We start from the raw sequence: 24,965 nt of genomic DNA, 5'->3' as shown, positions 1-24,965 counted from the left end.
TTTTAAAACTGGGGGAAACAAATGAAACGCCAATTTATCATGGCAAGCATTCTGAGCTTTGCTCTCGCGGGGTGCACACCGAGCACCAGCGAGATTCGAAGCAGTTATGTGAGCCCGACGGCATATTCAGACTACTCATGTGAAGATCTTGACAAGGAGCGACAAGCCATCATTGCCGAAGCAAAAACGATTGGTGACCTCCAGGAAGAGAATGCCGAGATGGATGCCGCCTTCATGGCGGGGTTCCTTCTCGTTTCAATGCCGCTCATTGTTGGTACGGCATTCACAAAGAACCGGGAAGAGGAATTTGCGCTGCTTAAGGGCAAGTTCCAAGCCGTGCACGAAATGCAATCCGACAAGAACTGTGAGATACCTGCCGAAATGCGCGATCAGGCGTTCTATACGAAGCCACCGAAGAAAGAGCCTGAACTGCTTCCCTCAAAAAAATAGTCCTTGGAATAGGACAAGGCTTCGGGGCGCCAGGCAAGGGAAAGTCATTCTCGGAGCTTCGGGCGCCACAAACCCCGGATGATCATCGCGACGCCAATCACCATTGCGATAGAAATCGTGATCAGCAGGAAGGCAATAATGCCTTCCTGTATGCTGTTGCCTGTCAGCCCCTTTGCCGCGATTGGCATCATAGAAGCGCCGGCGCCCCAGAAGCCGCCAAGCAGCACACCGAGCCAGTTGGCAAACGCGGCATAGACGACCATCCAGAAAGCGACAGAGGAAGCGGTGCGCGATAGAGAAAGGTGATGCCAGAAAAGTCCGAGTACCGCGAGAAAGGTGCCGTTCATCAAGCCCTCGAGATGGGCGGAAATACCCATTCGGGGGTTGGCGAAAGTACCAGAGACAAAGCCGGTCAACAGGCCAAGCATGAATAAGATCATGCCAAGCAAAATCAGCAGCCTGCCGGGCTGTGAAAGATTGGACAAATCAGTTCCCCCAAGTAACCGCTAACTTGCGGCATGCTCCTCGGCTTCCTTCGCCAGCAGCTTTTTGAACATCTTTACGAGTGTTTCAGGTTCCTGCGCCCCGACCATCACCCATTGCGAATTCACGACAAAACTCGGCACACCTTGAATGCCCATCTGCCGGGCGAGCGCATCTTCCTGACCGATCAGTTCCTTGTCCGCGTCCTTCATCAGCAGATCGGCGACGATGTCGGTATCCATTCCGGCTTCGTTCGCGGCGTCGATCAAAATGTCGTGCGAGCCGATGTCATCGCCATCCTCGAAGTAGCGACGGAAGAGAATATCCACCATTTCGTTCTGGCATCCTGCTGTGCCGGCCCAGCGGATCAGGCGATGGCTATCGAGTGTGTTCGGTGAGCGCTCGATCTTGTCGAAACGGAAATCGATGCCGACGGCTTCGCCGAACTCGCGGATGGTATTGCCGACCGACTTGGCGCGCTCTGAACCAAACTTCTTTTCCATGTAGGTTTTGCGGTCGACCCCTCCCTCGGGGATCGAGGCGTCGAGTTGGAAAGGCCGCCAAACAAGGGTGATACCTTCTCTGCCGTGCAGGGCAAGGGCCTGATCCAGGCGCTTCTTGCCGATGTAGCACCAAGGGCAAACCGTGTCGGAAACGACGTCGAGTTGCATTGCGGCTCTCCTTCCCAAATATCGTTCCTGTAATTCTGGGGTGCCTAACAGCGGCAGGCAAGCCGGACATCCGCTTGACGACGAGGGCTCGGCTTCTAGGATGCCGCAGTCAAAAAAATATGCGTAGAATCAGCAGGATAGGAAGGGTGGATTTCAGATGGCCGACGCAACGGAAATCGGGATGCCGAGCTATGACCTTTCGGGCAAGGTCGCCCTTGTTACCGGAGCCACTAGCGGGCTGGGCCGCCGTTTTTCTCTGATTTTGGCAAAAGCCGGCGCCAGCGTCGCCATTACGGGGCGGCGCATCGAGCGCCTCGAAACGCTCAAAAAGGAAATCGAGGCTCTGGGAGGCAGGTCCGCCGCAATTGCACTTGATGTTACCGATACACAAAGTATTTCGGATTGCGTGGCCGGAACCGAGCGCACGCTCGGGCCGCTTGATATTCTCGTCAACAATGCAGGTATGAACGTACAAGCACTCCCGGCAGATGTGACGCCGGACGGGTTCGACACGATGTTCGATACCAATGTGCGCGGCGCCTTCTTCATGGCGCAGGCGGCCGGTCGGTCGATGATCGCCCGGGGGCAGGGCGGGCGGATAATCAACATTGCGTCTATCGGTGCTCATACCGTATTGCCGGGCCTCACCATTTACTGCATGACCAAGGCTGCTGTCGCGATGATGACGAAATCGCTTGGCAAGGAATGGGCCCGTCACCAGATCAACGTGAACGCGATGTGTCCGGGGTTCATAGAAACGGAGCTCAACTCCGAGTGGTTTCAGTCCGACGGCGGACAAAGGCAGATCAAGACCTGGCCGCGTCGGCGTCTCGGTGTTGAAGAGGATCTAGACGGAACGCTGCTTCTCCTTTCTTCGGATCATGGCCGTTTTATCACCGGGTCTCTTTTTACTGTCGATGACGGGCAATCGCTCTGATGCTTTGCCGAAGACATCCCTAATCTTTTGTTAAGTATAATCACGCATAATTTCTCATATGGGGTGCCCTTTGCAGCCATGAGGAGCCGTCGTGGGAAAACTGTTAGGCGGATTCATTCTCGGGTTTTTGTCATGCGTCTGGACCTATGGCCTGGATCCGGGAGAGGCTGTCTTCGGTTTCAGCCACAAGCTCGCCATTGCTCACGATCAAATCGAGCAGGAATATCGCGTGGACGCGCGCCACGGCCACAAGGGTCAGTATGGCGCTCGACCGATTCCGCAAACATCGGTCAGTCCGCGCCCCGATGACGGGGTTGCCAATTCTTTCGGCTACTGGCTAAGTCGTAGCGGCGGGCCGTCTGTCATGTAGGCCTCGCAAGGGGAAACATGATTGGTGAACTGACTATTGGCGGTTTGGAGCTAGCTACGTGGGTCATGTTGACCTTGCCTGCCTGCGCCATCTTTCTCTCAGCTATTTCCTGGATCAGGGCCTCGCGATGAGCGCGGTAGCGGGAAGTATTATTGCCGTTTACCTCGTTGCCATGCTCGGCCTCGGTGCGGTTGCCTATCGCTATACTTCCAATCTCAAGGATTACATTCTCGGTGGCCGGCAACTAGGCGGTGCCGTTACTGCGCTTTCCGCCGGGGCCTCTGATATGAGCGGCTGGCTGATGCTGGGACTGCCCGGTGCAATCTACGTTTCCGGTCTCAACCAGATATGGATTGCTGTGGGCCTTGTCGCCGGTGCGCTGATTAACTGGCGCTTCGTTGCGCGTCGCCTTCGCTGCTATACAGAGATTGTTGGCGATGCGCTTACCATGCCCGATTACTTCGAGAACCGCTTTGCTGATACAAGCCGCGTGCTGCGTGTCACCAGCGCCTTCGTGATTCTGATCTTTTTTACGATCTACACTTCCGCCGGTCTCGTCTCCGGGGCTATCCTCTTCGAGCAGGTCTTCTCGCTCGATTACCATTGGGCGCTCATCATCGGCGCAGCAAGTATTCTCTCCTACACAGCCATAGGTGGCTTTCTCGGCGTCTGCTGGACCGACACGGTGCAGGGGATCATGATGTTGCTCGCACTGCTCATCGTGCCCGCCATTGCAATCTCGTCGATGGGCGGTTGGGACGCCACCCTCTCCGTCACGGTGCCGGGCGCGCCACCGGGCACCTTCGATGCCTTCCACGATACGACAATTGCCGGTGCGTTCTCTCTTATGGCCTGGGGGCTGGGCTATTTCGGCCAACCGCATATTCTCGCGCGCTTCATGGCCATTCGCCATCCGCGCGACATGCCCGAGGCGCAGATGATTGGGATGACATGGATGGTGCTTGCCCTTTATGGCGCCGTGGCAACCGGCATTGCGGGCATCGGCTATTTTGCAAGCGCGCCCCTCGACAATCCGGAGACAGTCTTCCTCGCTCTATCGCAAGCACTCTTCAGCCCCTGGCTCGCGAGTATTCTGCTAGCGGCCGTTCTTGCCGCGATCATGAGTACCGTCTCGTCGCAGCTCCTCGTCTCATCGAGCGTCATTGCGGAAGACTTCTGGAAGCGTCTATTGCGTCCCGAGGCAGAAGCGAAAGAGCTATTGAGGGTGGGGCGATTTTCCGTCGTCGCGATTTCACTCGTAGCCTTCGTCCTTGCGCTCGATCGGGACAGCACCGTCCTTTCGCTGGTGGCATATGCCTGGGCCGGCTTTGGTGCAGCCTTCGGGCCAGTGGTTGTCTTCTCTCTCTTCTGGTTCCGAATGACTCGCGATGGCGCACTCGCCGGCATGCTCACCGGTGCTGTCACCGTGATTGTCTGGAAGCAACTCTCGGGCGGGCTTTTCGAAGTGTATGAAATATTGCCCGGATTCATCCTGGCGAGCGCGGCGATTATGCTTGTCAGCCTACTGGGCAGGATGCCGGACGAAGCCATCATTGAGACGCATCGACGCGTTGAAAATGTTTGAGCGACCGTCTCGATATGGCACAAGTCATTGAATTTACTTGTTTTTTACCTTTTTCGACCGCAGGCTGTTGTTCGTGATTCGGTGCAGCTTCAGGGGGCGAGGAGGCCCCGGGCGATCATGTCCAACTTTCTGGTCGGTGCGGTTTCCGGCTTTTTCATCTGCGTCTGGGCACTCAATGCGAACCCCGTCTCTGCGACGGTGGCGCTGATTGATCGCGTCCGCCAGGTGGAGGTGAGTTTCGTGGACGAGGCGACGCCGGATGCAAAGGCAGCTTCGCTGCCGGGGGATACCCATACGTCGTATGACGAGCGCTGAATTAGATCGAAGAGAGCGCGCGGCGCATCACTTTTCCGTTCGCTGTGCGCGGCAGGCTTTCTACGAAAATCACTTCGCGCGGGCATTTGTAAGCCGCGAGCCTTTCCTCTGCCCATTTCATGATGAATGCCGCATCGGGTTCGCTCGCTTCGGTCGGTACGACAAAAGCCGCGATGATGCTAACATCGGTCCGAACGTGGATTTCCGTTACAGCCACTTCCTGAATGTCGGGATGTCCTGCGAGTGCGGCTTCCACTTCCTGCGGTGAGACCCGGTACCCCATTGCATTCATCAGATCGTCGGCCCGGCCCTGATACCACATGTATCCATCGGCATCGAAGCTCGCCAGATCGCCGCCGACAAACCATTCGCCCCGATAGACCTCCGCTTCCTCATCGGGCCTCCGCCAATAGCCGAGCATCAAGCCGGGGTCAGAGCGATGTACGGCGAGCAAGCCCGTCTCACCGGCATGAAGAGGCTCTTCGCCCCCATCCACTGGCAGGGCGGCTACACATCGACCTAGTTGCGGTTTACCGGGACTGCCTTCCCGGATTTCCATGCCCGGTCCGGTCGAGACGTATGTCGAGCATTCGCTCATCCCGAGTGCCTCATAAAGCTCCTTGCCCGTTGCTTCTCGCCAATGAGCGAGAAGCGCAGGCGAAAGGGCTTCGCCCGCCGTCAGCCCATGGCGCAGCGCGGAAAGATCGTGCGCGGTAAGATCGCAATATTTGAGTATCTGGCGATAGAGCGTCGGTACAGCGGCAAAGAGTGTAGCTCCCGTCTTCTCCATCAGCTTTGGCCAGACTTGGACATCCTTCTCGCCATTGTAGAGGACGGTCGTCGCTCCATTTGCCCAAGGGTCGGTAAGACCAACGCCCAGCGTATAGGTCCAGTTGAATGCACCGGCATGCAGCATGACATCGCTTTCATCCATGCCATACCAGCCGCAATACATGGGCCTGCGTCCCCAGGCGCTTCGATGTGCATGGAGGACGCCCTTGGGCCGACCACTTGTGCCGGAGGTGTAGACAAGGAACGCCGGGTCGTTGGCCAGTGTTGTTGCATAGCCGTCGAGCGGCTCGTGTTGTCTGAGCCTCGACACGGTATCGGCGTCGAAGGTGCGTATGTTGCTTGCGGTCATGCTCATGCCAGGAGCCAGGGCAATAGCACTTGAAGCCGAGTCCGACAGCAGGAAATCGGCTTCGGAGGGTGTGAGTTGCGAGGACGAGGGCAGGGGGACGATTCCCGCTGCCAGCGCTCCGAAGAACATCAAGGCGTAGTCCGATGTATTCGGCATACGGATCATTACCCGCTCGCCGGGACGCAACCCCTCGGCCAATAACCCGGCAGCGACGCGGCGCACTGCTTCGTCCAGCTCGCCATAGGTCCAGCATTCAGCCTGCGTCAGCGGCGCCTCGACATCGGCAACCACGATCAATGCGGTTTTATCCGGCGTGGAGGTGGCCCCGCGCGCCAGACAATAGCGAGCGATGTTGAAATTTTCGGGGCACTTTTCGCCGAAATATCCCCGGGCGATGGAGGGAGCTGGTATGGCCATGTCCGGCTTTTTACGAGGCGCCTCTCCCCGACGCAAGCGCGACGCTGCGTCAGATCGGGAGCTTCCCCAACTGCGTTTACGCGCCAGCCGCCAGCCTGTACAAATCTGCCAACGAACAGCAACGCCATGCAATGGCTGACATATACGGGAGCAAAAAGATGGGAAGCGGACCCCTTAGCGGTATCAAGATCGTCGAATTTGCAGGCATCGGTCCGGGTCCGTTTTGCGCCATGCTGCTTTCGGACATGGGCGCCGACATTATCCGCATCGATCGCAAGGGCGGCCGTGGCGGCTCCAAATACGACATCGGCTCGCGTGGCCGCCGCTCGGTCGCGCTCGACCTCAAGAAGCCGGAATCGGTCGAAGCCTGTCTCAAACTCATCGAAAAAGCCGACATTCTTCAGGAAGGCTTTCGCCCCGGCGTTATGGAGCGGCTTGGCCTTGGACCGGATGTCTGTTTGAAGCGCAATCCGAAGCTCGTATACGGACGCATGACGGGCTGGGGGCAGACGGGGCCCCTGGCCAGCGCTGCAGGCCACGACATCAATTACATCTCGCTCACCGGCGCTCTTCACGCGATCGGCCGCCCGGGCGAAAAGCCAGTTCCGCCCCTGAACCTTGTTGGTGATTTCGGTGGTGGTGCGCTCTACCTCGCCATGGGCATGCTTGCGGCCCTCGTTGAAGCCCAACGGAGCGGTCAGGGACAGGTCGTCGATGCCGCGATGACGGATGGCGCGACCTCGCTCATGGCCATGTTCTATGGTTTCACGGCATCCGGCATGTGGCAGGAGCCGCATGGTACGAACATGCTCGATGGCGGTGCGCATTTCTACGACACCTACGAGACAAAAGATGGTCAGTGGATTTCCATCGGCTCCATTGAACCGCAGTTCTACGCGATCCTTCGCGAGAAGGCCGGCCTTACCGACAGCTATTGGGACGCGCAGATGGACCGTGACCAGTGGCCCGAAATGAAGAAGAAGATCGAAGAGGTCTTCAAGACGAAGACGCGCAACGAGTGGTGCAAAATTATGGAAGGTACGGACATCTGTTTCGCGCCGGTGCTCTCCATCAAGGAGGCAATCAACCATCCGCATAACAAGGCTCGAGAGACTATCGTCGAGATCGATGGCGTCGCACAGCCGAACATCGCGCCGCGTTTCTCGCGCACTGTCTCGAAAATCCAGGGCCCGGCACCTGAAGTTGGCCAGCACACCGAAAGCGCTCTCAAGGATTGGGGCTTCTCGGACGGCGATGTCGACGGCCTGAAGAAGGCTGAAGCGATTTGACCGCACTTCCCGGCACGACCGGCCGGCGGCGCATCTATCTGATGCGTCACGGCCATGTCGACTATTTCGGACCTGAGATCAGAGCAGCGGGGGGCGATACGAAAGTCGTCCCCCTGACACCGCTCGGGCAAGAGCAAGCGAAAGCGGCCGGGCAGGCGCTCAGTCATGTCCCGCTGGATCGGGCTATCTGCTCCGGCGTCCCTCGTACATGGCAAACGGCCGAATATGTTCTTGCCGCGCAAGAAGGCAAGACGCCAACTCTTGAAGTGGTGGAAGAGCTGGTCGAGATTCACGGGGGATCTTTCGGTCAGGCAAATAGCCGGGCAGAACTTGCGGCACGCATGGCATATCATTTCGATATGGCGGGTAGTGCGGGTGCCACAATGCTCGATGGCGGTGAGGTCTTTGCAGAAGCGCTCCGGCGCTCGGTCTCTGCGATAGAACGGCTTCTTGGCGATCCCGGCTGGCATACCATGCTGGTTGCGGCACATGAAGGTATCAACCGGCTTCTCCTCGGCTGGGCGGCAACCGGCTGTTCCGTGGAGCGAGCGCTCGGCGCCGTCCGCGCCTTCGAACAGGATCCCGCCTGCATCAACGTGATCGATTTCGATATGGTGCCTGCGGCGGATGGCCGAATGGGTACGGAAATCGAGCGGGCGCTTATAAAATCAGTCAATGTCACGCCATATAATTACGTGAAGCACGGCATGAACATGACGAGCCTTGAATCCATTTTCGCCATCGAGCCGCGCTAAGCCTCTGGCTTTTGCCTGGTACTACTCCACCCACCATGTGCTGCTGCGATATCCGTAGAGAGATATCTTCTCTGGCGTTTTGACCTTTTGCCAGAGCGCGATCCACTGGTCCGGCCGGTGGAAAAGCGGGATCATGTATGCACCGGACAAGAGAACGCGGTCCATCGCGCGCACTGCCGCAATGAAATCCTTGCGTGTACGGGCTTCAAGCATGGCCGCGATCATCGCATCTACAGCGGGATCCTTGACCCCCATATAGTTGCGTGTCCCCGGAACATCCGCTGCTTCCGATCCCCAGTAGAAGCTCTGCTCGTTGCCCGGAGAAAGCGATGAGAACCAGCTATTGAAGATAGTGTCGTATTGGTAGGTGTTGCGCCGCTCCTGGTATTGACTCGGGTCGACATTGCGTACGATGGCATCAATGCCGATGCGTTTCACCATGCGGGAATAGGTGAGGGCGAGGCGCTCTTCCGCGGGCGTTGCGACCAGAATTTCGAATGCGAGAGGGCGGCCCGTTTTTTTGTTGGTCATTACCCCGTGGAGGATTTCAAATCCTGCATCGCGGAGAAGCGCGATGGCGCGGGCGCGATTTTCACGGTCCTGCCCCGAGGGATCGCCCTCGGGGGCCTGCCAGCCATGTGCCATGATCTCCGGCGTCACTGCGCCGGGAAACGGCGCCAGAAGCTCACGCTCTCCCGGACCGGCCGGACGGTCATGCGAGCCGAGTTCGGAATTGTCAAAAAAGCTCTGTGTTCGAACATAAGTGCCGTAGTAGAGATTCTTGTTCACCCAGGCGAAGTTTAGAACCTGGATCAGAGCCTCGCGTACACGGCGATCGGAGAAGACCGGCTTGCGCGTATTGAAGACAAGCGCATACATGCCCGACGGCATGCCGCTCTCGAACGTCGCCTTACGGACCTTTCCGTCTCGAAGGGCGGGAAAATCGTATCCTGTGGTCCAGCGGCCGGGATCGTCCTCTGGCCGGGCGTGATAGATACCGGTTTTGAAAGCTTCGAAAGAAGCATTGGCGTCCCGGAAATATTCGTAAGTCAACCGGTCGATATTGTTCTGCCCGACATTTACAGGCAGCGATGCCCCCCAATATTCGTGGTTCCGCCGATAGGTAATGCTCGCCCCTGGTTCTGCTTTCTCGACTACATAGGGGCCACTTCCGACAGGCGTTTCAAATCCCGCTGCGCTGAAGTCGCGCTTCTCATAAACATGCTTCGGGATGATTGGCATCAAACCCAAGATGAGCGGAATTTCGCGATCTCCCTCGGCGTTGAAAGATAGACGTATCTCACGGCGTCCCAGTGCCTCGATCTTCGAAACCTTGGAATAGTAGGTCTTGTAGTTGGGCCGTCCTTTGTCCCTCAATGTTTCGAGGGAATAGATCACGTCTTCGACTGTCACCGGCGCGCCATCGGAAAACCGTGCGGCCAGGTTGAGCGTGAATGTGATGGAGCTTCTGTCGTCAGGCATCTCGACCTTTTCCGCCAGCAACCCATAAAGCGTGAAGGGTTCATCATAGCCGCGTGCCAGGAGACTCTCGAAAACATGCTCGCGCAACCCGATAGCCGCGGTTCCGCGCACGATAAATGGATTGAAGCTGTCGAAAGATCCGGTCGACCCGAAAACGATGGAACCGCCCTTCGGCGCGTTTGGGTTCACATAGTCGAAATGCTTGAAATCCGGCGGGTAGAGCGGATCGCCGTGCATAGCAATCGCATGATCGGCGGCGCTGGCGGACAAAATGCTGAAGCCTGGCAGTATAGCCAGTACGACAACCGTTAACGCCTGCCCGAGCAACTGCCTACGAACCTGGCGGGAGAGAAAATTCATTGGATTTTTTGTCTCATGGGTCTCGGCCGATTTGGTTGAGGCACACTGAGTTAAGCAGATCCGCCGATTCTTCAAAAATTCCTTGTGCCTTCTTTATGCCGAAATGCAAGGGTAGCGCTCAATGCCGGTCGCCGTTATCGCCTTGTTTGGGGCTGTGGCGGTGGAGACCGCTAGGAACGCTCTGATCCTGAAAGGATTTCAATATGCTACTTCGACGCTTGCTTTCCGGCGTCGCCGCTGCGGGGTTCGTTGCGGCCGCAGGAATGGCTCCGGCCAGCGCTCAGACCGCAGGGGCGAACGCGGAGTCCGCCGACAAGATCGAGAACTTTGGTACCTGGAGTACTCGATGTGAAAAGAATGAGACGGGTGCCGAGCAGTGCCATGCCTTTGTCGATGTACGGATCGGGGAAGAGAAACAACGCATCGCTTATCTCGGAATTGGGTACAGCCCGAAGGACGTGAATGAAGACGGTACTCAGGATCTCTTCATGTTCGCGATCACGCCTCTCGGTACGTTTTTACCCGCGGGCATCGGCTGGAGCGTTGACGACAAGGAGAAGTTCAGCCAGCAGTTCATGTATTGCCTGCCGGGTGGCTGCCAGACCGAAATCCTTTTGACGAAGGAACGTCTGGACGCGATCAAAAATGGCGGCGAAATGAAGATCGCTTTCCGCATTGTAGGGAAGGGCGATGTCAACGTACCTGTGAAGCTGGACGGTGTGTCCAAGGCGATCGCCGCCGTGCCCGAGCCGAAGTCCTGAGCTCAGTCCGTTCTTGAAGGTGAGAACACGCTCCGGAGCCATCCGAGAGTCGTGTTCTCCCGCAGGATGTAGCGCATCAGATTATCCATATCGCGGTCGAGCTTTTCCGGGTTCTGGAAGAGTGCGGAGCGCCGCCTGAATTCCTTCGTTCCATCGAGTTCGCGCACCACGCGCGCCGGGTTTCCGGCGGCTATGCAATTTGCCGGAATGTCCTGTGTGACAACTGAACCCGCGCCGACGATGCTGTTTTCGCCAATCGTCACACCTTTACCAACAATCACTCTTACGCCAAGCCAGACATTCTCTCCGATCGTGACGGGGCGATGTTTGTCGAGTTCCGCTGTGCGGTCGTAGGTGTCGTGCCAGTCCGAATCCGAGATGTAGCAATTGCTAGCGATCATCGTGTCGCTACCAATTACGATTTCTTCTGACGCAACGATATGAGTACCGGGACTGATGAGGACACAATCACCAATGGAAATACGACCCTCGCGCTCCCCTGTGCGCCATGTTGCCAACCGCACAAGACTGCCATGCGAGGCATGAAGATGGAGATGTGCACCTGCCGTAATTCCCGCGCCCCATATCTCGATATTGCGTGGGCTGGAGACATCGATACCCGGGCCCAAAGTGTCGAAAGCAGGGGCGATGAAACGGGTCACATAGAACCTGTTCCAGCCGTCCACGATCCTTCGGATCAGATAGGTTCGCCTGTCTCGCCGCAATGTGCTGTTCCTCTACCGCCATGCGCTTTTCAATGCGCTTCGCGGGTGCATTTCCTAACACGGTTCCGGAGAGAATTCAGTGCGCGGATTTGGTGCGGACAGCATAAATACCGTCCTTTAGCGGACCAAAAAGTTCCTGCACCTGGGGGTGGCGGACAGGTTCGCCCGATTCGTCCGGCAGAAGATTCTGCTCGGAAACATAAGCGACATACTCAGTGTCCGAGTTTTCGGCAAGGAGGTGATAGTAGGGCTGATCCTTACGCGGGCGGACCTCTTCGGGAATGGATTGCCACCATTCCTCCGTATTATTGAAGGTCGGGTCCACATCGAAGATGACGCCACGAAAGGGATAGAACCGGTGGCGGACCACCTGTCCGATCCTGAACTTTGCTTCCCGGTTAACCTGCATTTCCGGCTTTCGTTTGTCGAAACATTCACAACTCTAACAGTTTGATGATGCTGGAGAAAACCCTATGTAGAACAGGGAGTTGCATGCCGCCATTGCCATTAGGGGGTAAATACCCAATATGACGCCTATCTGAATATTCCCACTCAAGGAGAAGTTGATGAGCCGTTCGGTGGCCCCTCTGTTCGAGCCTTTTACACTCAACGGGCTTGAGTTGCCCAATCGTGTTGTCATGGCGCCTATGACGCGCTCGCACTCGCCTGAAGGCATTCCAGGACCCGACGTGGCTGCCTACTACCGGCGCCGCGCGGAGGGGGAATGCGGCCTCATCATTACCGAGGGCACGACGGTGAACACCCCCGTTGCGACCAGCGACCCGAACGTACCGCAATTCTGGGGCGAGCAGGCCCTCAAAGGCTGGAAACACGTTGTTGAGGAAGTCCACGATGCGGGCGGCAAGATCATGCCGCAACTCTGGCATACCGGTATGACGCGCAATCCCGCCAAATCGACCAACCCGGAGCTGCCGAGCCAAGGTCCGTCCGGTCTTGCGGTGCCGGGCAAGAAGCGTTCGGAGCCGATGACGAAGGAAGAGATCAAGCAGACCATTGAGGCCTTCGGGCAAGCTGCCGCAGATGCTCGCGAAATCGGCTTCGATGGCGTCGAGATTCATGGGGCGCACGGCTATCTCATCGATCAGTTCTTCTGGGCGGGTACTAATGAGCGCGAAGATGAATATGGCGGTGACCTCGTCGGCCGTACGCGCTTTGCCGTCGAGATCATTGAGTCGATCCGCCGTCATGCCGGCAACGACTATCCGCTCATCCTCCGCTTCTCACAGTGGAAACAGCAGGACTACTCGGCGAAGCTTGCGCAGACGCCGGAGCAGCTCGGTGCCTTCCTGAAGCCGCTCTCCGAGGCTGGTGTGGATGCTTTCCATTGCTCACAGCGCCGTTTTTGGGAGTCCGAGTTCGAAGGTTCGGACCTCAACCTCGCAGGCTGGACGAAGAAGCTAACGGGCAAGCCGAGCATTACGGTTGGCAGTGTCAGCCTGTCCGGTGAATTTATCGCCTCCTTTGGCGGCGAAAGCTCCGAAGCAACAGGTATCGACGAATTGCTGAACCGGCTGGAGAAGGGTGAGTTCGATCTCGTCGGCGTTGGTCGCGCGTTGCTGGTCGATCCCGCCTGGACGCAGAAGGTCCACACGGGAGCATTCGACAAGCTCATGCCCTTCCGCGCAGAGGCGCTGGCAACACTCTCCTAAAAGAACTCAGAAACCGTAGGCCTTGGCGAGGTCGGGATCCTTCTCAGCAACCTTCTTCGCCAGGTCTACGATCACCTTGGCCTGTTTCCAGGTGGCGTCGTCCTGCATCTTGCCGTCAATCATGGCAACACCGGTGCCATCCGGCATGGCATCGAGGATTTTCTTCGCGAAGATAACTTCGTCGGCATCCGGGCTGAAGACACGCTTCGCGACAGCCACCTGGTTCGGATGCAGCGACCATGCGCCTACGCACCCCATCAGGAAAGCATTGCGGAACTGCTGTTCGCAGGCATCCAGATCCTTGATGTCGCCGAAGGGGCCGTAGAAGGCACTAATTCCGTTCGCGACGCAGGCATCCACCATCTTTGCGAACGTGTAGTGCCACAAATCCTGTTGAGCGGCGATGCGCGGGCTGCCGTCTTCCTTGGGGTCTTCAAGCACCCGGTAGAAAGGGTGACCGCCGCCGACGCGTGTCGTTTTCATCTTGCGCGATGCCGCAAGGTCGGCCGGCCCAAGGCTCATGCCATGCATGCGCGGGCTCGCGCAGGCAATCTCCTCGACATTTTTCACTCCCTGAGCCGTTTCGAGGATGGCGTGAATGAGGAGCGGTTTCTTGATTCCGTGCTTCGCCTCGAGTTGGGCAAGAAGCTGGTCGAGATAGTGAATGTCCCACGCACCTTCGACCTTCGGCAGCATGATGACGTCGAGCTTTTCACCGATCTCGGCCACCAGTTCCATAACGTCGTCGAGTACCCAGGGGCTATTCAGTGGATTGATCCGTACCCAGAATCCTGTTGAACCGAAATCATGCGTCTTGCCAACCTCGATCACACCTCTACGCGCAGCTTCCTTCTCATCCGCAGGAATAGCGTCCTCAAGATTGCCAAGCAACACATCGACTTGCGGGATCATTTCGCCGACCCGCGAACGTACCTTCTCGTTATGACCGGGGAAAAAATGGATCATCCGTTCAAGCCTCACCGGAAGCTCCCGGTAGGGGTCCGGGGCACCGATCGCGAGCGGTTTGTAAAAGTTCGATGGCAGTTTCATGGCAATCCGTCGGGGTAAGTTGAGATGCGGTTGCAGTCTAGCGGTGCCGATAGCCGAAATCCATGAAGCATTTCAGCGATCTAGGGGCTTATCCTGCAGGTTCAGTATCGCTTTCACGGGGCCGGCAGCGTAGAGGCACGCAAACCCAAGCACCGACGAAACGGTGATAGCGAGATAGGCGGTTTGATATCCACCTGCCGATGCATAAAGAAGACCAAGCAGAGCAGGGCCAGCCGCATTCGCACAGGTCGTAATCATCTGAGCTACCGAGAGAATCCTGGCATAAGCCTTCAACCCGAATGCCTCCGCCAGGATCAATGGCTGCATCATCTGCATATTGCCGACCGTCGCACCGAACATTGAGGAAACGATAAAAAGAGCGACCACTCCTTCAGCGAACGCGAATGCACAGAAGGAAATCCCCTGCAGCACATAGATTGCGTAGAGGTAGTGTTTTGACGAGATGCGTGAAAGAAGCGACCCACCGACAAGACGTCCGGCGATGCTCGATGCAGCCATGATCGATACAGCAAGAGCGGCGATATGATCGTCACCGGTACGTGTTGCGACAAGACGGAACTGATGTGCTAGCGATCCGACCTGCGCCATCATGGAAAAAACAAAGGCGGCAGTGCAGAGAATGAAGAAGCGGCTCCGCATCGCATCATGGAAGGCAACGCCGTCTGGTGGCATGAGGCTTCCATCTGCTTTGCGTTGTGGCGGGTCGCCATCGGGAGAAAGCCCAATGGCTTCAGGGCTTTTACGAAGCATGAGGAGCGAGATAGGAACGACGCCGAGGACCAGGGCAAGCCCGAGCCAATAAGCGGCTTCGCCCAGCCCGTATCTTTCGATGAGTGTTGCCGACAGGGGAGTGAAGACGATGCCGCCGAGCGATAGCCCTGTCGAAGCATAGGCGATCGCCTTGGAACGCTGGCGCGTAAACCACCGGGCGACAATCGTCATACCTGGGATGACGGCAACCGCTGCATTCCCGATACCGAAGAGGATGTAGAAACAATATAGCTGCCACATCTCGGCGACGTGACCGGCGCTTGCCAGAACGATTGCAGATATGAACGCTCCACCAGTTACTATCCAGCGCGGATCGTAGCGGTCGAGTAACCAGCCGACCGCCAGCCCCGCAAATCCTGACGAGATGAAAAAGAGAGCGGTCGCGTTGGATGTGGCGGAGACGGAGAAGCCGCCTTCAGCAACAAATGCCTTCAGGAAGATCGAGAGGTTGTAAAAAATGAGACCGCACGACACGGTATGAATCATGAAAACCGTGCCGACGATATACCAGCCGTAAAAGATCGGGCCGCGTGTCTGCGCACGCGGGCCTTCTGGCGCTTGGCCAGTATCCATTTTTTAGGCTCCGAACTATCAATATCTATTGTGACCTAAATAGCGTTTTGAGTCACAAGGCCCAAGCGGAATCTAGGCGCCTTCAACGAGTGCTCTCGTTTCCGCGTCCATTGCTTTCCGGAAGCTCTCTCGTTCGGTCACGCGATGGTCGCCTTTTGCATAGGCGAGTGCATTTTCATAGTAAAAACGGGCATTCAGAGTGTTTGCGATACTGTTGTCGCGCGCCTTGATCACTTTGGCCGGTGAACCTGCGACGATCGAATTTTCCGGGATCACTGTCCCTTCCGTCACGATTGAGTGACCGGCCACAATAGAATTTTGGCCGACTTTAACCCCATCCATCAGGGTCGCGTTGATGCCAATCAGGCAATTGTCGCCGACGTCGGCGCCATGCACCGTCACGTGATGGGTTATCGAGCAATTGTTTCCAATGATTGTTGGCGTCTCGTTGCCGACATGGATCATGACGAAGTCCTGAATGTTTGTTCGCCGACCGATCCTCACCTCATGCATTTCGCTTCGTATGACCACATAGGGCCAGAGCGATGCGCCTTCCCCTATAAATACTTTGCCGTAAACGAGCGCTGTATCGTGGATGAAGGCAGGGTTATCAAGCACAACGTCGGAGTCGAAGTCACGCATAGCTTTCACTTTCTATAAGCGCACGGACAGGGCCGGCCGCGATTACGAGGAAAAACGCCAAACATGATGCGGCCGCCATAACGAGAAATGCGACGTCGTATCCACCCAGCCATTCGTAAAAAAAACCGACGGCGGCCGGGCCGGTGGCCACCCCGAGTGTCATGAAGAGCTGGTTGAGGGAATAGATGCGGCCATAGGCTTTGAGGCCGAATGCCTCGGCAATCAGCAAAGGCTGCATCATCAGCAGATTTCCGACTGTTACACCGAAGATAACAGTGGTTGCCAGAAGCGCATGTGTGCCTTCTACGGAGGCATACAGCGTCAGGGCCGCGCCTTGCACCAGCATAAGGCCGAACACGAAAAGCCGGGACGAGATATAGGCCAGCCCCCATCCACCAACAAGACGCCCAACGATGCTTGCCATCGCCATCGTTGCGACGGCTAGCGCTGCCGTATCGTTGCTGCCACTTCGTACCGCCACGAGACGAAACAGATGAGCGATCACGCCGACCTGAGCCATCATTGCAAAAATGAATGCGCCTGCGGTGAAGACGAAGAAACGGCTGCGGATCGCCATCTCGAAGTCGATCCCATCCGCCGGAAGCGGCGCGCCATTCTTGTCGCGCATGATCGGATCGCCGTCTGGCCCCAGTCCCATCGCATGAGGAGAGGGGCGAATGAAAAACCACGAAACCGGGATCACACCGAGAAGGAACATAGTCGCGAGCCACGGGCCCGCTCCGCCAAGGCCCATATGTTCAATCATGTTGGCGGCCAGCGGTGTAAGCAAGATGCCGCCGAGTGATAGCCCCGTCGACGCGACGGAGAGCGCGATAGAGCGTTTGCGCACGAACCAGCGTGCCACAAGCGTGGTGCCGGGAATGAGTGCTGCGCCTGCGTATCCCGCACCGAAAAGGACATAGAAGGCATAGAGCTGCCAGAGCTCAGCTACATAGCCCGCTCCGAAGGTCGCGATCGCGCTCAGCACGGCGCCGACGGTAATGACCCAACGCGGGTCGTATCTCTCGATCAAGGAGGCAACGCCCAGCCCGGCAATCCCAGATGAAATGAAGAAACAGGCTGTCGCGCCGGAAGTCGCAGAAACGGAGAACCCGCGCTCGGCGATGAATGCCTTCAGATAAACGGAAAGATTGTAGAAACCGAGGCCCGCAGTGACCGTCATGACCACGAGGACGGCACCGACGACGAACCAGCCATAAAAAATTCCGGTGTCGGGTTCGCCTTGCCCCGCCGCTTGGCTGCGTGCGTTCATTTCGCCTCCCTTTCCCGGTCTGCTGCCGGATTGCGCCTAGATAAACACGGAACAGCCGTGAGCCAAGGTGAAAGGGTGTAAAAGTGGCGCGACCTGGCGCATTCGGATAATCATGAGGCCATACCGGCAATTGTGAAAAGCCCGGAACACAGGGAGACGAATATGAAATTGTACAATTCGGTTGGGCCAAATCCCCGCGTTGTTAAAATGTTCATGCAGGAAAAGGGTATTGAGCTGCCTTTGGTTGACGTCGACATCATGCAGGCTGAGAATCGGAAGGAACCTTATCTTGCCAAAAATCCGGCAGGTCAGCTGCCGGCGCTGGAGTTGGATGACGGGAGCTATCTCGCTGAAATCACGGCTATCTGCGAATATCTCGACGAAAAATTTCCAGGCGGATCATTGATCGGAACAACCCCGGAAGAGCGAGCCGAGACCCGCATGTGGACACGCCGGGTTGACCTGAATGTTTGTGAACCTTTGGCCAACGGCTTCCGTTTCTCGGAAGGGCTTCCTTTGTTCAAGGATCGGATGCGCTGTCTTCCAGACGCCGCAGATGGCCTCAAGGCAATTGCACAGGACAAGCTCGCCTGGTTTGACAAGATGCTGGCGGGTAAGGAGTACCTCGCTGGCAAGCGGGTGACGCTGGCCGACATTCTGCTGTTCGGTTTTCTGGATTTTGGCGCTGCCGTAGGTCAGCCGCTTAATCCTGAACTAAAGAATGTAGCAGCGTGGTTCGAGCGGATGAAGGCGCGCCCCTCTGCAGCTGCTTCTGCATAACACTCATACACGGCCGGACCCGCCTGAATGCGGGTCCGGCCTATTCTTCCCGCTTGCGGATTCGGCCAAATCTGGCAACCTCGTAAAACAAGATTACGAGTTGGGGGCTAGCGTGGGAGGACGCATCATGAAATCTCTTGTCCAATTCTGTCTGGCTCTCGGCTTTGCGATTGTCGGTCTGACGCTTGTGAATTCAGGCGAAGCTCGGGCACAAGGTGTGCCCGAATGCATCGACTCCGAAAAGAGCGGGAATCCGCAAGCGACCGCCTCCTGGTGGGGAAGGCGTTCAACTGAAGAAAAAAAATACATAAGCGAGCTTCCGTGTGCTGAGCGCTATATCCCGATGACCTGCATTTTTCTGTGGGATCCCAATCTTCGTGGATGCACCAACAAGGGTGTCGCCGAATACCGAGCGGACAAGGCCTGCTCGAAAAAGGGCCATGCACTTCTTTCTCCAGAACACGCCACCTGTAAGGAAGACTTCAAGAAGACTTTTGCACCGCCTTTCCCTGCTTCATCCTGACGATCAAGAGATCGTGTCATCAGTTATTTGGTATAACTCTGTTTGGTTTTCGGAATCGGTCTCTGTTTTGCGAGTGCATTTTTCCGACCTTCGCGGTTGCACCAACAAGGGCGTCGCCGAATATCGGGCGGACAAAGCGTGCAGCGCAGAAGGTTACAAGCGCCTTTTGGCGAAACGTGCTGAGTGCAAGGAGCGCTTCAAGAAAATCTTTGTGCCGCCGTTTCCCAACCCGACTTCGTGAACACCGGGAAATCGATTCCCAGATGATACCAGCAAAGTGGAGAGACAATGAACGAAGCGGTGGGTAATCCGGCTCAGGATCCGGACTGGGAGTCTCCTGCTGCGGTTACACTTGGCAAGAAGGTTATTGAGAAAGATGCCAAGCGCGGTTATATCCGCGCCTCGTTCGAGGCTGATGATTCCTTTCTAAATAGGGGTGGTCGTATCTTCGGTGGCTTTCTGTCAGCTATGCTGGATGGCCTGTGCGGGCATGCCGTGCGCCTCACGCATGACGAGCCCGGTACGCCGCAAGTTACTCTTGAACTCAAAACGAGTTTCGTTGGCCGCGCGGACAAGGGAACATTGATAGGCGAGGGGTGGGTCCGCCATAGAGGCAGATCGATTGCTTTCGCAGAGGGCGAGCTTCGCAACGAAAATGGCGATCTGATCGCGAAGGCCAGTGCAACGTTCAAGATTGGTCGCTAGGGGACTTTATTCTCGTAGTAATTCCCGGTTGAGAAACGGCCTCTCGCGATATAACCAAGAAGTTGGATGGGTGGCCGAGTGGTTTAAGGCACCGGTCTTGAAAACCGGCGTGGGTTTACGCTCACCGTGGGTTCGAATCCCACCCCATCCGCCACTACGTCATTGCCGGCATGTTCGCGGCCTGCCATTTCGTGCGGGAGCGTCATTCTTCTTTCTGCAAGATCGACGGGAAGAGAAGAATGAAGGGGAATATGAGCGCTTCGCCACGAGCGATTTTTGCAGATTAGAGTGTCAGAGACTCTTCTTCATGCGTCACATGAAGTTGGTGTGCCTTTTGGGCTGCATAGAAGAGCCTCCGGCCTGAATCCGTATGGTTAACGTGAAATCTCTTTTGCAAGTCTCAACGAGGCTTGCCAAAATGGGACAAAAGACGGCAAGAATGCCGCGAACGTTGTTATGGGGGGAGTTTCGTTGTGCCGGTTGATTTAACATCACCGTGGATTCCGCTGGGCATCATCATGCTGCTCGGCATTTTCATGATTTTTCAGTTCATCCAGGAACGTAAGGTTTCGCGAGCTCTGACGCTCGCGGAAGCTGCGGCTCCAGTCTCGCAGCCTGCGCCGGAGTCGGTCGCGTCAGCGGCAGTTCCCGCAGAAGCGGAAGTCTCGCCTTCAGCCCCAGCCCCCGAAGCGCGGACGGTTACGCCGTCGACGGAAACGCCTCAAAAAAAGAAGATGAAGCTCCGTTGGCGGACGGCCTGGATATGGCTGCCTTTCCTTGTCGGGTTTTTCGGGCAGGCATATCTCAGCTTCATCAAGCCGATGCTCGATAACGCTGGATAGGATTCAGGCGAGATCTATCCGTGGCAGGGGGGCGTCGTAGGCCAACGCCAAAATGCCGTCGATGATTAATTGGGGGGCAGAAACGCCTCCATGGCTGAGTAGCATATCCGCCTTGGCTATCATTTCGCTCCGATCAAGCGGTGCCTCGGGGTCGCCCTTGGCGTTTGTTCTCTCAGCTTCGGCTTCTTCGCCGTCAGCCATTCTTACTCTCACGCGGCCACCCCAGGATCGCGGGTAAGCCGATGCCCACGGCTCGGCTGCTGTAACCGTTACTCGTAGTGCAAGGTCAGCGCAGCACTCCCTCGCTTCCGGCCCAAACGCCTCGAAGTTTACTTCGGGAAGAAGAAGCGCGGCGGCCACTGTGTGCTGCAGCGAGAATTTGGCCTCATAGTCAGTTGCCGCACGTGGCCGGTTGCAAACATCGAGCGCCGCGCGATATGTCTCAACTTCCACTTCACGGATGTTCGCAGGGTTTTTTCCGTTGGCGATCAAGCGGGTACGCAACTCTTCTGCCGCATCGATAGCCGGATGTGTATGGCGGCATGAGGGCCAGGGCTTGATCGATGTCCGGGTAAGTTGCCAAGGTGCGCCGGGCTCACGGATTACAGCTTCGGGATCAGCATCGGGGCAGGCGGCACGGAAGAACCCTTTTTCTCCCTCAAGAATTTTTGGCGGGCCAGTGAACCCGAATGCAGCAAGTTCCGCTGATCTGATACCTGCTTCTGCCGCGTGACCAGCGTGCAGATGTTTTGTCATCGCGCCGGTCTCCAGGAATTCCCAGAGGCCTGAAGACTGGCTTCCTGCGTTGCCGAGCGCGTGAGCGGCTTCTGCATCGCTCAGATCAAGCAGTGAGGCGGCCGCCATCGCGGAGCCAAAGGGGCCACAAGTCGCCGTATTGTGCCAGATACGGTAGTGTTCCGGGCCTACGGCCATGCCGACGCGCGTTGCCGCCTCGAATCCCTGGAGGATAGCCGTCAGGACTTGCCGCCCGCTCATATTTCGGCTTCTTGCCAAAGACCAGACGGCGGGAACGACGACGCATCCGGGGTGAACGACGGATTCCCTGTGCAGGTCATCCGTTTCCAGAATGTGGCAGAGAGCAGCCATGAGGAAGGCCTCACGCCCCGGATCGGGGGCGGTATTGGAGGAACTTCTCCACCAATCGGACAAGACCTTTCCCGGTCCCGAATTCCGGCCCGCAAGACTGTTTGCAACAGCGTCCAGCGTGAAGAGAGCTGCAGCGTCGAGATCGTTCTGCGTCACGGGTTTTGCCCGAATGAGCGCGACCAGAGTTTCGGTAAGGGACGGAGCAGAGGGGGAATGGGGAGCGTTCACGACGGTCCAGTTCAAGAAGCAGGCGGATTGTTCAGGTGCGTATGATGGAGTCAATCGGGCAGCGCCGCAAATGGTGCCTTTCAGAGCCGCTCCTTGCCGCTGCAGCTTTGGCTGATTATAAGGTTTTCATTGTGTTCGCGGGGTGATTCGCTGCAGAGCGGCGCAGCCAAAGTCCTCGAACGAGGTTTTCCGATGCCTATTCGATCTACAAAAACGGTTCGCCGCGGCTCAGCGATGCCGCGCGCCTTGATTTTTGCTGCTCTCTTGCCACTTGCGCTGGCACTTGCCGCCTGCGGCACAACGCAGCCCAAAAGCTCGGCGCCGATCAAGCAGGGCGGCGGAATCTACAAGGTCGGCAATCCCTATCAGATCAACGGCATCTGGTACTATCCAGCCGAGAACGACAAATATGACTCGACGGGCATCGCTTCGTGGTATGGGCCGCAATTTCACGGCAAGCTTACAGCCAATGGCGAGGTGTTCGACGAGAACCAGCTGACCGCAGCGCATCCGACATTGCCCATGCCGGTTCTGGCGCGTGTCACCAATCTTGAAAACGGGAAGTCGCTTGTCGTTCGTGTGAACGATCGCGGACCGTTCGCGGCAGGCCGCGAAATCGACATGTCGAAGAAGGCGGCCGAGGCCCTCGGCTTCATGCAGAAGGGGACCGCCAAGGTTCGTGTCCAGTATATCGGGCGCGCACCGCTTGAAGGCGGCATTGGAGACGGGCGCGGCGTTGCGGAAACCTTTGTCGCGCCGCCTGTCGTAACGCCGAAAGACGAACGGAAGGTAATCGGTGCTGCACCTGTAACGGCAGTTGCCGCCGTTTCGGCAACGGCTTTACCTGCGCCCACTGGGGTGAGCAGTGCGCCGGTACCAGCGGCGCAGGCGACAATGCAACCTATTCCCGACAACGCAGTCACGCGCAGTTCGGAAACTGTCGACCAGGTTCCGGTCACAGGTCCGGGCAATATCTATGTACAGGCCGGGGCGTTTCAAAACCTGCAGAACGCGGAAGCGGTGAAGCAGGAGCTTACGGGCGTCGGGCGTGTGGAAATACAGACCACGATGGTCGATGGCCTGCCTTATTACAGGGTGCGTGTCGGTCCGTTGACCGATGTGCCCGCTGCAGATAGCTCATTGCAGAATGTTATTGCCCATGGCCACAAAGGTGCCCGAATTGTCGTCGACTGAGGCGTGAGCCTGCGTAGTCGATGAAATCCAGAAGTGAGACCAATGAAGCATCCAGCTCTTTTTGCCGTTTTCCTTGTTGCCCTGTGTGGAGTCCTTACCGTCGCTCCGCGCGAGGCTGAGGCCTTCGACACACAGGCCGAATATGCCGTTCTCATGGACTACGAAACCGGGACGGTTCTCTGGGGCAAGAAGCCAGACGAGCAAATGCACCCGGCGAGCATGAGCAAGCTCATGACGCTGGAAATGCTGTTTCAGGCGCTGGAAAACGGCAGCGTGACGATGGATGACGAGTTCAAGGTAAGCGAGCACGCATGGCGCACCGGCGGTGCCGCATCGGGCTCGTCGACCATGTTCGCGGACTTGAACTCGACCATCCCGGTTCACGCTGTCCTGCGTGGCATCATCGTCCAGTCGGGCAACGATGCATGTATTGCAACAGGGGAAGCGCTTTCCGGTTCGGAGGCCGCCTTTGCCGAAGCGATGACGGAACGCGGCAAGGAACTCGGGCTTCAAAACTCCCAGTTTGAAAATTCAACGGGCTGGCCCCACCCGGATCACTTGATGACTTCGCGCGATCTGGCAACGCTTGCGCGTCACCTCATTGCCGACTACCCGCAATACTATCCGATCTTCAAGGAAACGGATTTCACCTGGAACGGCATCAAGCAGGGTAATCGCAATCCCGCACTTTACCTCGATCCGTCGGTAGACGGGCTGAAGACAGGCCACACCGAAGCATCCGGCTATGGCCTTGTCGCGTCAGCCGAGCGAAAGGGACAGCGGCTCATTCTCGTTCTTAACGGTTTGCCGAGCGAAAAGGCGAGGGCAGACGAGAGTGTGCGTCTGCTCGACTGGGGTTTCCGTTCCTTCAAGCATTACGAGCTCTTCGTTGCTGGCGCGCCGGTGGAGAATGCACCGGTCTGGCAGGGCACCTATGACGAAGTACCGCTCGTCAGCAAGAGCGACATCGACCTGATCATGTCGCCCGAGCAGCGCAAGGGCATGAAAGTGACGGTGGTATATGACACACCGGTTCTGGCGCCGGTCGAGGCGGGGCAGCGGATTGGAACGCTGCGTGTCGAAGCTCCCGAAATGCCGGTTCGCGAGTTCCCGCTTGTGGCAGGTGGTGCTGTTGAACGGCAAGGTATCTTCGGCCGGGCCATTGGTTCGCTGAAACATATGATCTTTGGCAGTTGAACCTGTGACGCGCGAGCGTTTCATTACACTCGAAGGCGGTGAGGGCGCAGGCAAGTCCACGCAGGCGCGCAGACTTGCAAGCAAGCTCGAAGAGAAGGGGCACAGCGTCGTTGTCACCCGGGAACCCGGTGGCTCACCGGGCGCAGAAATAATCCGTAAGCTGATCGTTTCCGGCGATGCAGGGCGGTGGACCCCGAAGGCCGAAGCCCTGCTTGTCTTTGCCGCGCGCGAGGATCATCTCATGCGGACAATACGTCCCGCACTCGATCGCGGGGCGTGGGTGGTGTGCGACAGGTTCATTGATTCCACACGCGCCTATCAAGGAGCCGCACAAGGCCTCAACCGACAACTCATTGATACTCTTGGGGAAATGGTGATCGGTGAGGACATGCCGGGGCTGACGCTGATGCTCGATCTGCCCGTGGAGGCAGGGTTGGCGAGGGCCGGAAAGCGCGCAGGCGAAGGTGCCGCAGAGGACCGTTACGAGAAGATGGAAACCCAGTTCCATCAGACACTTAGACAGGCTTTTCTCGATATTGCCGCGGCAGAGCCCGGGCGTTGCGCGGTCGTCGATGCGGCGAGAAACGAGGACGAAGTGGCGGCCTCCATATGGGCCGAGGTGGGGACAAGACTGGCCATTTGAGGCCC

General features: G+C 57.3%; 27 protein-coding genes and 1 tRNA gene. 17 read left to right on the top strand and 11 right to left on the bottom strand.

Going from position 1 to position 24,965, the window contains the following annotated elements:
• The first annotated feature begins 21 nt into the window (after positions 1 to 21).
• Positions 22 to 450 carry a hypothetical protein gene (locus tag ABJO61_RS04955; protein ID WP_348323077.1) on the top strand — a complete coding sequence of 143 codons (429 nt, stop codon included), beginning with the start codon at positions 22 to 24 and terminating at the stop codon, positions 448 to 450.
• Between the two features lie 44 nt (positions 451 to 494).
• Here the strand turns inward: ABJO61_RS04955 and ABJO61_RS04950 are convergent, their stop codons facing one another.
• Positions 495 to 935: a hypothetical protein gene (locus ABJO61_RS04950; RefSeq protein ID WP_348323076.1), complete on the bottom strand. Its 441-nt coding sequence runs from the start codon at positions 933 to 935 to the stop codon at positions 495 to 497.
• 21 nt (positions 936 to 956) lie between these two features.
• Positions 957 to 1,604, bottom strand: a complete 648-nt coding sequence (locus ABJO61_RS04945; RefSeq protein WP_348323075.1) for a DsbA family oxidoreductase — start codon at positions 1,602 to 1,604, stop codon at positions 957 to 959.
• Positions 1,605 to 1,761: 157 nt separating this feature from the next.
• Here ABJO61_RS04945 and ABJO61_RS04940 point away from each other — a divergent pair, with 157 nt between their 5' ends.
• The 4 genes from ABJO61_RS04940 (at position 1,762) to ABJO61_RS04925 (ending at position 4,811) form a co-directional block, all read left to right on the top strand.
• Entirely contained in the window at positions 1,762 to 2,541 is a 780-nt protein-coding gene (locus tag ABJO61_RS04940; RefSeq protein WP_348323074.1) for an SDR family NAD(P)-dependent oxidoreductase, read from the top strand.
• A 91-nt stretch (positions 2,542 to 2,632) separates the two neighbouring features.
• Positions 2,633 to 2,911 (top strand): hypothetical protein, encoded by a 279-nt coding sequence (locus ABJO61_RS04935; protein WP_348323073.1) that lies wholly within the window; start codon positions 2,633 to 2,635, stop codon positions 2,909 to 2,911.
• 58 nt (positions 2,912 to 2,969) lie between these two features.
• Entirely contained in the window at positions 2,970 to 4,496 is a 1,527-nt protein-coding gene (putP, locus tag ABJO61_RS04930; protein ID WP_348323072.1) for a sodium/proline symporter PutP, read from the top strand.
• Positions 4,497 to 4,613: 117 nt separating this feature from the next.
• Positions 4,614 to 4,811 (top strand): hypothetical protein, encoded by a 198-nt coding sequence (locus tag ABJO61_RS04925; RefSeq protein ID WP_348323071.1) that lies wholly within the window; start codon positions 4,614 to 4,616, stop codon positions 4,809 to 4,811.
• A 1-nt stretch (position 4,812) separates the two neighbouring features.
• On the opposite strand, the gene ABJO61_RS04920 is transcribed toward ABJO61_RS04925, so the two are convergent.
• Positions 4,813 to 6,369: an AMP-binding protein gene (locus tag ABJO61_RS04920; RefSeq protein ID WP_348323070.1), complete on the bottom strand. Its 1,557-nt coding sequence runs from the start codon at positions 6,367 to 6,369 to the stop codon at positions 4,813 to 4,815.
• Between the two features lie 158 nt (positions 6,370 to 6,527).
• Between ABJO61_RS04920 and ABJO61_RS04915 the strand changes: the two genes are divergently transcribed.
• Both ABJO61_RS04915 and ABJO61_RS04910 read left to right on the top strand, forming a co-directional pair.
• A complete protein-coding gene (locus ABJO61_RS04915; RefSeq protein WP_348323069.1) occupies positions 6,528 to 7,658 on the top strand; it encodes a CaiB/BaiF CoA-transferase family protein in 1,131 nt (376 codons plus the stop codon).
• Positions 7,655 to 8,413: a histidine phosphatase family protein gene (locus ABJO61_RS04910; protein WP_348323068.1), complete on the top strand. Its 759-nt coding sequence runs from the start codon at positions 7,655 to 7,657 to the stop codon at positions 8,411 to 8,413. The genes ABJO61_RS04915 and ABJO61_RS04910 overlap by 4 nt, the downstream gene beginning before the upstream one ends.
• Before the next feature lie 21 nt (positions 8,414 to 8,434).
• Here the strand turns inward: ABJO61_RS04910 and ABJO61_RS04905 are convergent, their stop codons facing one another.
• Entirely contained in the window at positions 8,435 to 10,255 is a 1,821-nt protein-coding gene (locus ABJO61_RS04905; protein ID WP_348323067.1) for an extracellular solute-binding protein, read from the bottom strand.
• A 203-nt stretch (positions 10,256 to 10,458) separates the two neighbouring features.
• Between ABJO61_RS04905 and ABJO61_RS04900 the strand changes: the two genes are divergently transcribed.
• Entirely contained in the window at positions 10,459 to 11,016 is a 558-nt protein-coding gene (locus ABJO61_RS04900; RefSeq protein WP_348323066.1) for an invasion associated locus B family protein, read from the top strand.
• A gap of 2 nt (positions 11,017 to 11,018) precedes the next feature.
• Here the strand turns inward: ABJO61_RS04900 and ABJO61_RS04895 are convergent, their stop codons facing one another.
• Complete coding sequence (locus tag ABJO61_RS04895) at positions 11,019 to 11,741, bottom strand: acyltransferase (RefSeq protein WP_348323065.1); 723 nt, start codon at positions 11,739 to 11,741, stop codon at positions 11,019 to 11,021.
• Between the two features lie 76 nt (positions 11,742 to 11,817).
• Complete coding sequence (gene hspQ, locus ABJO61_RS04890) at positions 11,818 to 12,150, bottom strand: heat shock protein HspQ (RefSeq protein WP_348323064.1); 333 nt, start codon at positions 12,148 to 12,150, stop codon at positions 11,818 to 11,820.
• Between the two features lie 157 nt (positions 12,151 to 12,307).
• Here hspQ and ABJO61_RS04885 point away from each other — a divergent pair, with 157 nt between their 5' ends.
• Positions 12,308 to 13,411, top strand: coding sequence for an NADH:flavin oxidoreductase (locus ABJO61_RS04885; RefSeq protein WP_348323063.1), 1,104 nt, complete (start codon positions 12,308 to 12,310; stop codon positions 13,409 to 13,411).
• 6 nt (positions 13,412 to 13,417) lie between these two features.
• On the opposite strand, the gene ABJO61_RS04880 is transcribed toward ABJO61_RS04885, so the two are convergent.
• The 4 genes from ABJO61_RS04880 to ABJO61_RS04865 form a co-directional block, all read right to left on the bottom strand.
• The gene (locus tag ABJO61_RS04880) at positions 13,418 to 14,461 is read right to left on the bottom strand and encodes a CoA ester lyase (RefSeq protein ID WP_348323062.1); all 1,044 of its coding nucleotides are present in this window, start codon (positions 14,459 to 14,461) and stop codon (positions 13,418 to 13,420) included.
• A gap of 72 nt (positions 14,462 to 14,533) precedes the next feature.
• Complete coding sequence (locus tag ABJO61_RS04875; RefSeq protein ID WP_348323061.1) at positions 14,534 to 15,826, bottom strand: MFS transporter; 1,293 nt, start codon at positions 15,824 to 15,826, stop codon at positions 14,534 to 14,536.
• A gap of 72 nt (positions 15,827 to 15,898) precedes the next feature.
• Positions 15,899 to 16,468 carry a gamma carbonic anhydrase family protein gene (locus ABJO61_RS04870; protein WP_348323060.1) on the bottom strand — a complete coding sequence of 190 codons (570 nt, stop codon included), beginning with the start codon at positions 16,466 to 16,468 and terminating at the stop codon, positions 15,899 to 15,901.
• Positions 16,461 to 17,741, bottom strand: a complete 1,281-nt coding sequence (locus ABJO61_RS04865) for an MFS transporter (protein ID WP_348323059.1) — start codon at positions 17,739 to 17,741, stop codon at positions 16,461 to 16,463. Before ABJO61_RS04865 ends, ABJO61_RS04870 begins: the two co-directional genes overlap by 8 nt.
• A 162-nt stretch (positions 17,742 to 17,903) precedes the next feature.
• Between ABJO61_RS04865 and ABJO61_RS04860 the strand changes: the two genes are divergently transcribed.
• The 5 genes from ABJO61_RS04860 (at position 17,904) to ABJO61_RS04840 (ending at position 20,591) form a co-directional block, all read left to right on the top strand.
• The gene (locus tag ABJO61_RS04860) at positions 17,904 to 18,521 is read left to right on the top strand and encodes a glutathione S-transferase (protein ID WP_348323058.1); all 618 of its coding nucleotides are present in this window, start codon (positions 17,904 to 17,906) and stop codon (positions 18,519 to 18,521) included.
• 127 nt (positions 18,522 to 18,648) lie between these two features.
• On the top strand, positions 18,649 to 19,044 hold the full coding sequence (locus tag ABJO61_RS04855) for a hypothetical protein (protein ID WP_348323057.1): 396 nt from the start codon (positions 18,649 to 18,651) through the stop codon (positions 19,042 to 19,044).
• 288 nt (positions 19,045 to 19,332) lie between these two features.
• Positions 19,333 to 19,749 (top strand): PaaI family thioesterase, encoded by a 417-nt coding sequence (locus ABJO61_RS04850; protein WP_348323056.1) that lies wholly within the window; start codon positions 19,333 to 19,335, stop codon positions 19,747 to 19,749.
• 64 nt (positions 19,750 to 19,813) lie between these two features.
• Positions 19,814 to 19,903: transfer RNA gene (locus ABJO61_RS04845), tRNA-Ser, on the top strand.
• Between the two features lie 319 nt (positions 19,904 to 20,222).
• The gene (locus ABJO61_RS04840) at positions 20,223 to 20,591 is read left to right on the top strand and encodes a hypothetical protein (protein WP_348323055.1); all 369 of its coding nucleotides are present in this window, start codon (positions 20,223 to 20,225) and stop codon (positions 20,589 to 20,591) included.
• A gap of 3 nt (positions 20,592 to 20,594) precedes the next feature.
• On the opposite strand, the gene ABJO61_RS04835 is transcribed toward ABJO61_RS04840, so the two are convergent.
• On the bottom strand, positions 20,595 to 21,926 hold the full coding sequence (locus tag ABJO61_RS04835) for an MmgE/PrpD family protein (RefSeq protein ID WP_348323126.1): 1,332 nt from the start codon (positions 21,924 to 21,926) through the stop codon (positions 20,595 to 20,597).
• 192 nt (positions 21,927 to 22,118) lie between these two features.
• On the opposite strand from ABJO61_RS04835, the gene ABJO61_RS04830 reads away from it, so the two are divergent.
• Genes ABJO61_RS04830 through tmk form a run of 3 tightly spaced genes read left to right on the top strand, consistent with a single transcriptional unit; the run spans position 22,119 to position 24,960 of the window.
• Positions 22,119 to 23,120, top strand: coding sequence for a septal ring lytic transglycosylase RlpA family protein (locus ABJO61_RS04830; RefSeq protein WP_348323054.1), 1,002 nt, complete (start codon positions 22,119 to 22,121; stop codon positions 23,118 to 23,120).
• A gap of 42 nt (positions 23,121 to 23,162) precedes the next feature.
• Complete coding sequence (locus ABJO61_RS04825; RefSeq protein WP_348323053.1) at positions 23,163 to 24,317, top strand: D-alanyl-D-alanine carboxypeptidase family protein; 1,155 nt, start codon at positions 23,163 to 23,165, stop codon at positions 24,315 to 24,317.
• Positions 24,307 to 24,960 carry a dTMP kinase gene (tmk, locus tag ABJO61_RS04820; RefSeq protein WP_348323052.1) on the top strand — a complete coding sequence of 218 codons (654 nt, stop codon included), beginning with the start codon at positions 24,307 to 24,309 and terminating at the stop codon, positions 24,958 to 24,960. Before ABJO61_RS04825 ends, tmk begins: the two co-directional genes overlap by 11 nt.
• The last annotated feature ends 5 nt before the right edge of the window (positions 24,961 to 24,965 follow it).

The sequence above is a fragment of the Parvibaculum sp. genome, from assembly GCF_039973015.1.
Lineage (GTDB): Bacteria > Pseudomonadota > Alphaproteobacteria > Parvibaculales > Parvibaculaceae > Parvibaculum.
This window is presented reverse-complemented; position numbering and strand designations above follow the sequence as displayed.

Excerpts from the sequence above, each read along its gene's own strand:
- ABJO61_RS04955 (WP_348323077.1), top strand. The coding sequence starts at position 22 with ATGAAACGCCAATTTATCATGGCAAGCATTCTGAGCTTTGCTCTCGCG.
- ABJO61_RS04945 (WP_348323075.1), bottom strand. The coding sequence starts at position 1,604 with ATGCAACTCGACGTCGTTTCCGACACGGTTTGCCCTTGGTGCTACATC.
- ABJO61_RS04940 (WP_348323074.1), top strand. The coding sequence starts at position 1,762 with ATGGCCGACGCAACGGAAATCGGGATGCCGAGCTATGACCTTTCGGGC.
- ABJO61_RS04925 (WP_348323071.1), top strand. The coding sequence starts at position 4,614 with ATGTCCAACTTTCTGGTCGGTGCGGTTTCCGGCTTTTTCATCTGCGTC.
- ABJO61_RS04920 (WP_348323070.1), bottom strand. The coding sequence starts at position 6,369 with ATGGCCATACCAGCTCCCTCCATCGCCCGGGGATATTTCGGCGAAAAG.
- ABJO61_RS04915 (WP_348323069.1), top strand. The coding sequence starts at position 6,528 with ATGGGAAGCGGACCCCTTAGCGGTATCAAGATCGTCGAATTTGCAGGC.
- ABJO61_RS04905 (WP_348323067.1), bottom strand. The coding sequence starts at position 10,255 with ATGAATTTTCTCTCCCGCCAGGTTCGTAGGCAGTTGCTCGGGCAGGCG.
- ABJO61_RS04900 (WP_348323066.1), top strand. The coding sequence starts at position 10,459 with ATGCTACTTCGACGCTTGCTTTCCGGCGTCGCCGCTGCGGGGTTCGTT.
- hspQ (WP_348323064.1), bottom strand. The coding sequence starts at position 12,150 with ATGCAGGTTAACCGGGAAGCAAAGTTCAGGATCGGACAGGTGGTCCGC.
- ABJO61_RS04885 (WP_348323063.1), top strand. The coding sequence starts at position 12,308 with ATGAGCCGTTCGGTGGCCCCTCTGTTCGAGCCTTTTACACTCAACGGG.
- ABJO61_RS04880 (WP_348323062.1), bottom strand. The coding sequence starts at position 14,461 with ATGAAACTGCCATCGAACTTTTACAAACCGCTCGCGATCGGTGCCCCG.
- ABJO61_RS04875 (WP_348323061.1), bottom strand. The coding sequence starts at position 15,826 with ATGGATACTGGCCAAGCGCCAGAAGGCCCGCGTGCGCAGACACGCGGC.
- ABJO61_RS04870 (WP_348323060.1), bottom strand. The coding sequence starts at position 16,468 with ATGCGTGACTTCGACTCCGACGTTGTGCTTGATAACCCTGCCTTCATC.
- ABJO61_RS04865 (WP_348323059.1), bottom strand. The coding sequence starts at position 17,741 with ATGAACGCACGCAGCCAAGCGGCGGGGCAAGGCGAACCCGACACCGGA.
- ABJO61_RS04860 (WP_348323058.1), top strand. The coding sequence starts at position 17,904 with ATGAAATTGTACAATTCGGTTGGGCCAAATCCCCGCGTTGTTAAAATG.
- ABJO61_RS04855 (WP_348323057.1), top strand. The coding sequence starts at position 18,649 with ATGAAATCTCTTGTCCAATTCTGTCTGGCTCTCGGCTTTGCGATTGTC.
- ABJO61_RS04850 (WP_348323056.1), top strand. The coding sequence starts at position 19,333 with ATGAACGAAGCGGTGGGTAATCCGGCTCAGGATCCGGACTGGGAGTCT.
- ABJO61_RS04830 (WP_348323054.1), top strand. The coding sequence starts at position 22,119 with ATGCCTATTCGATCTACAAAAACGGTTCGCCGCGGCTCAGCGATGCCG.
- ABJO61_RS04825 (WP_348323053.1), top strand. The coding sequence starts at position 23,163 with ATGAAGCATCCAGCTCTTTTTGCCGTTTTCCTTGTTGCCCTGTGTGGA.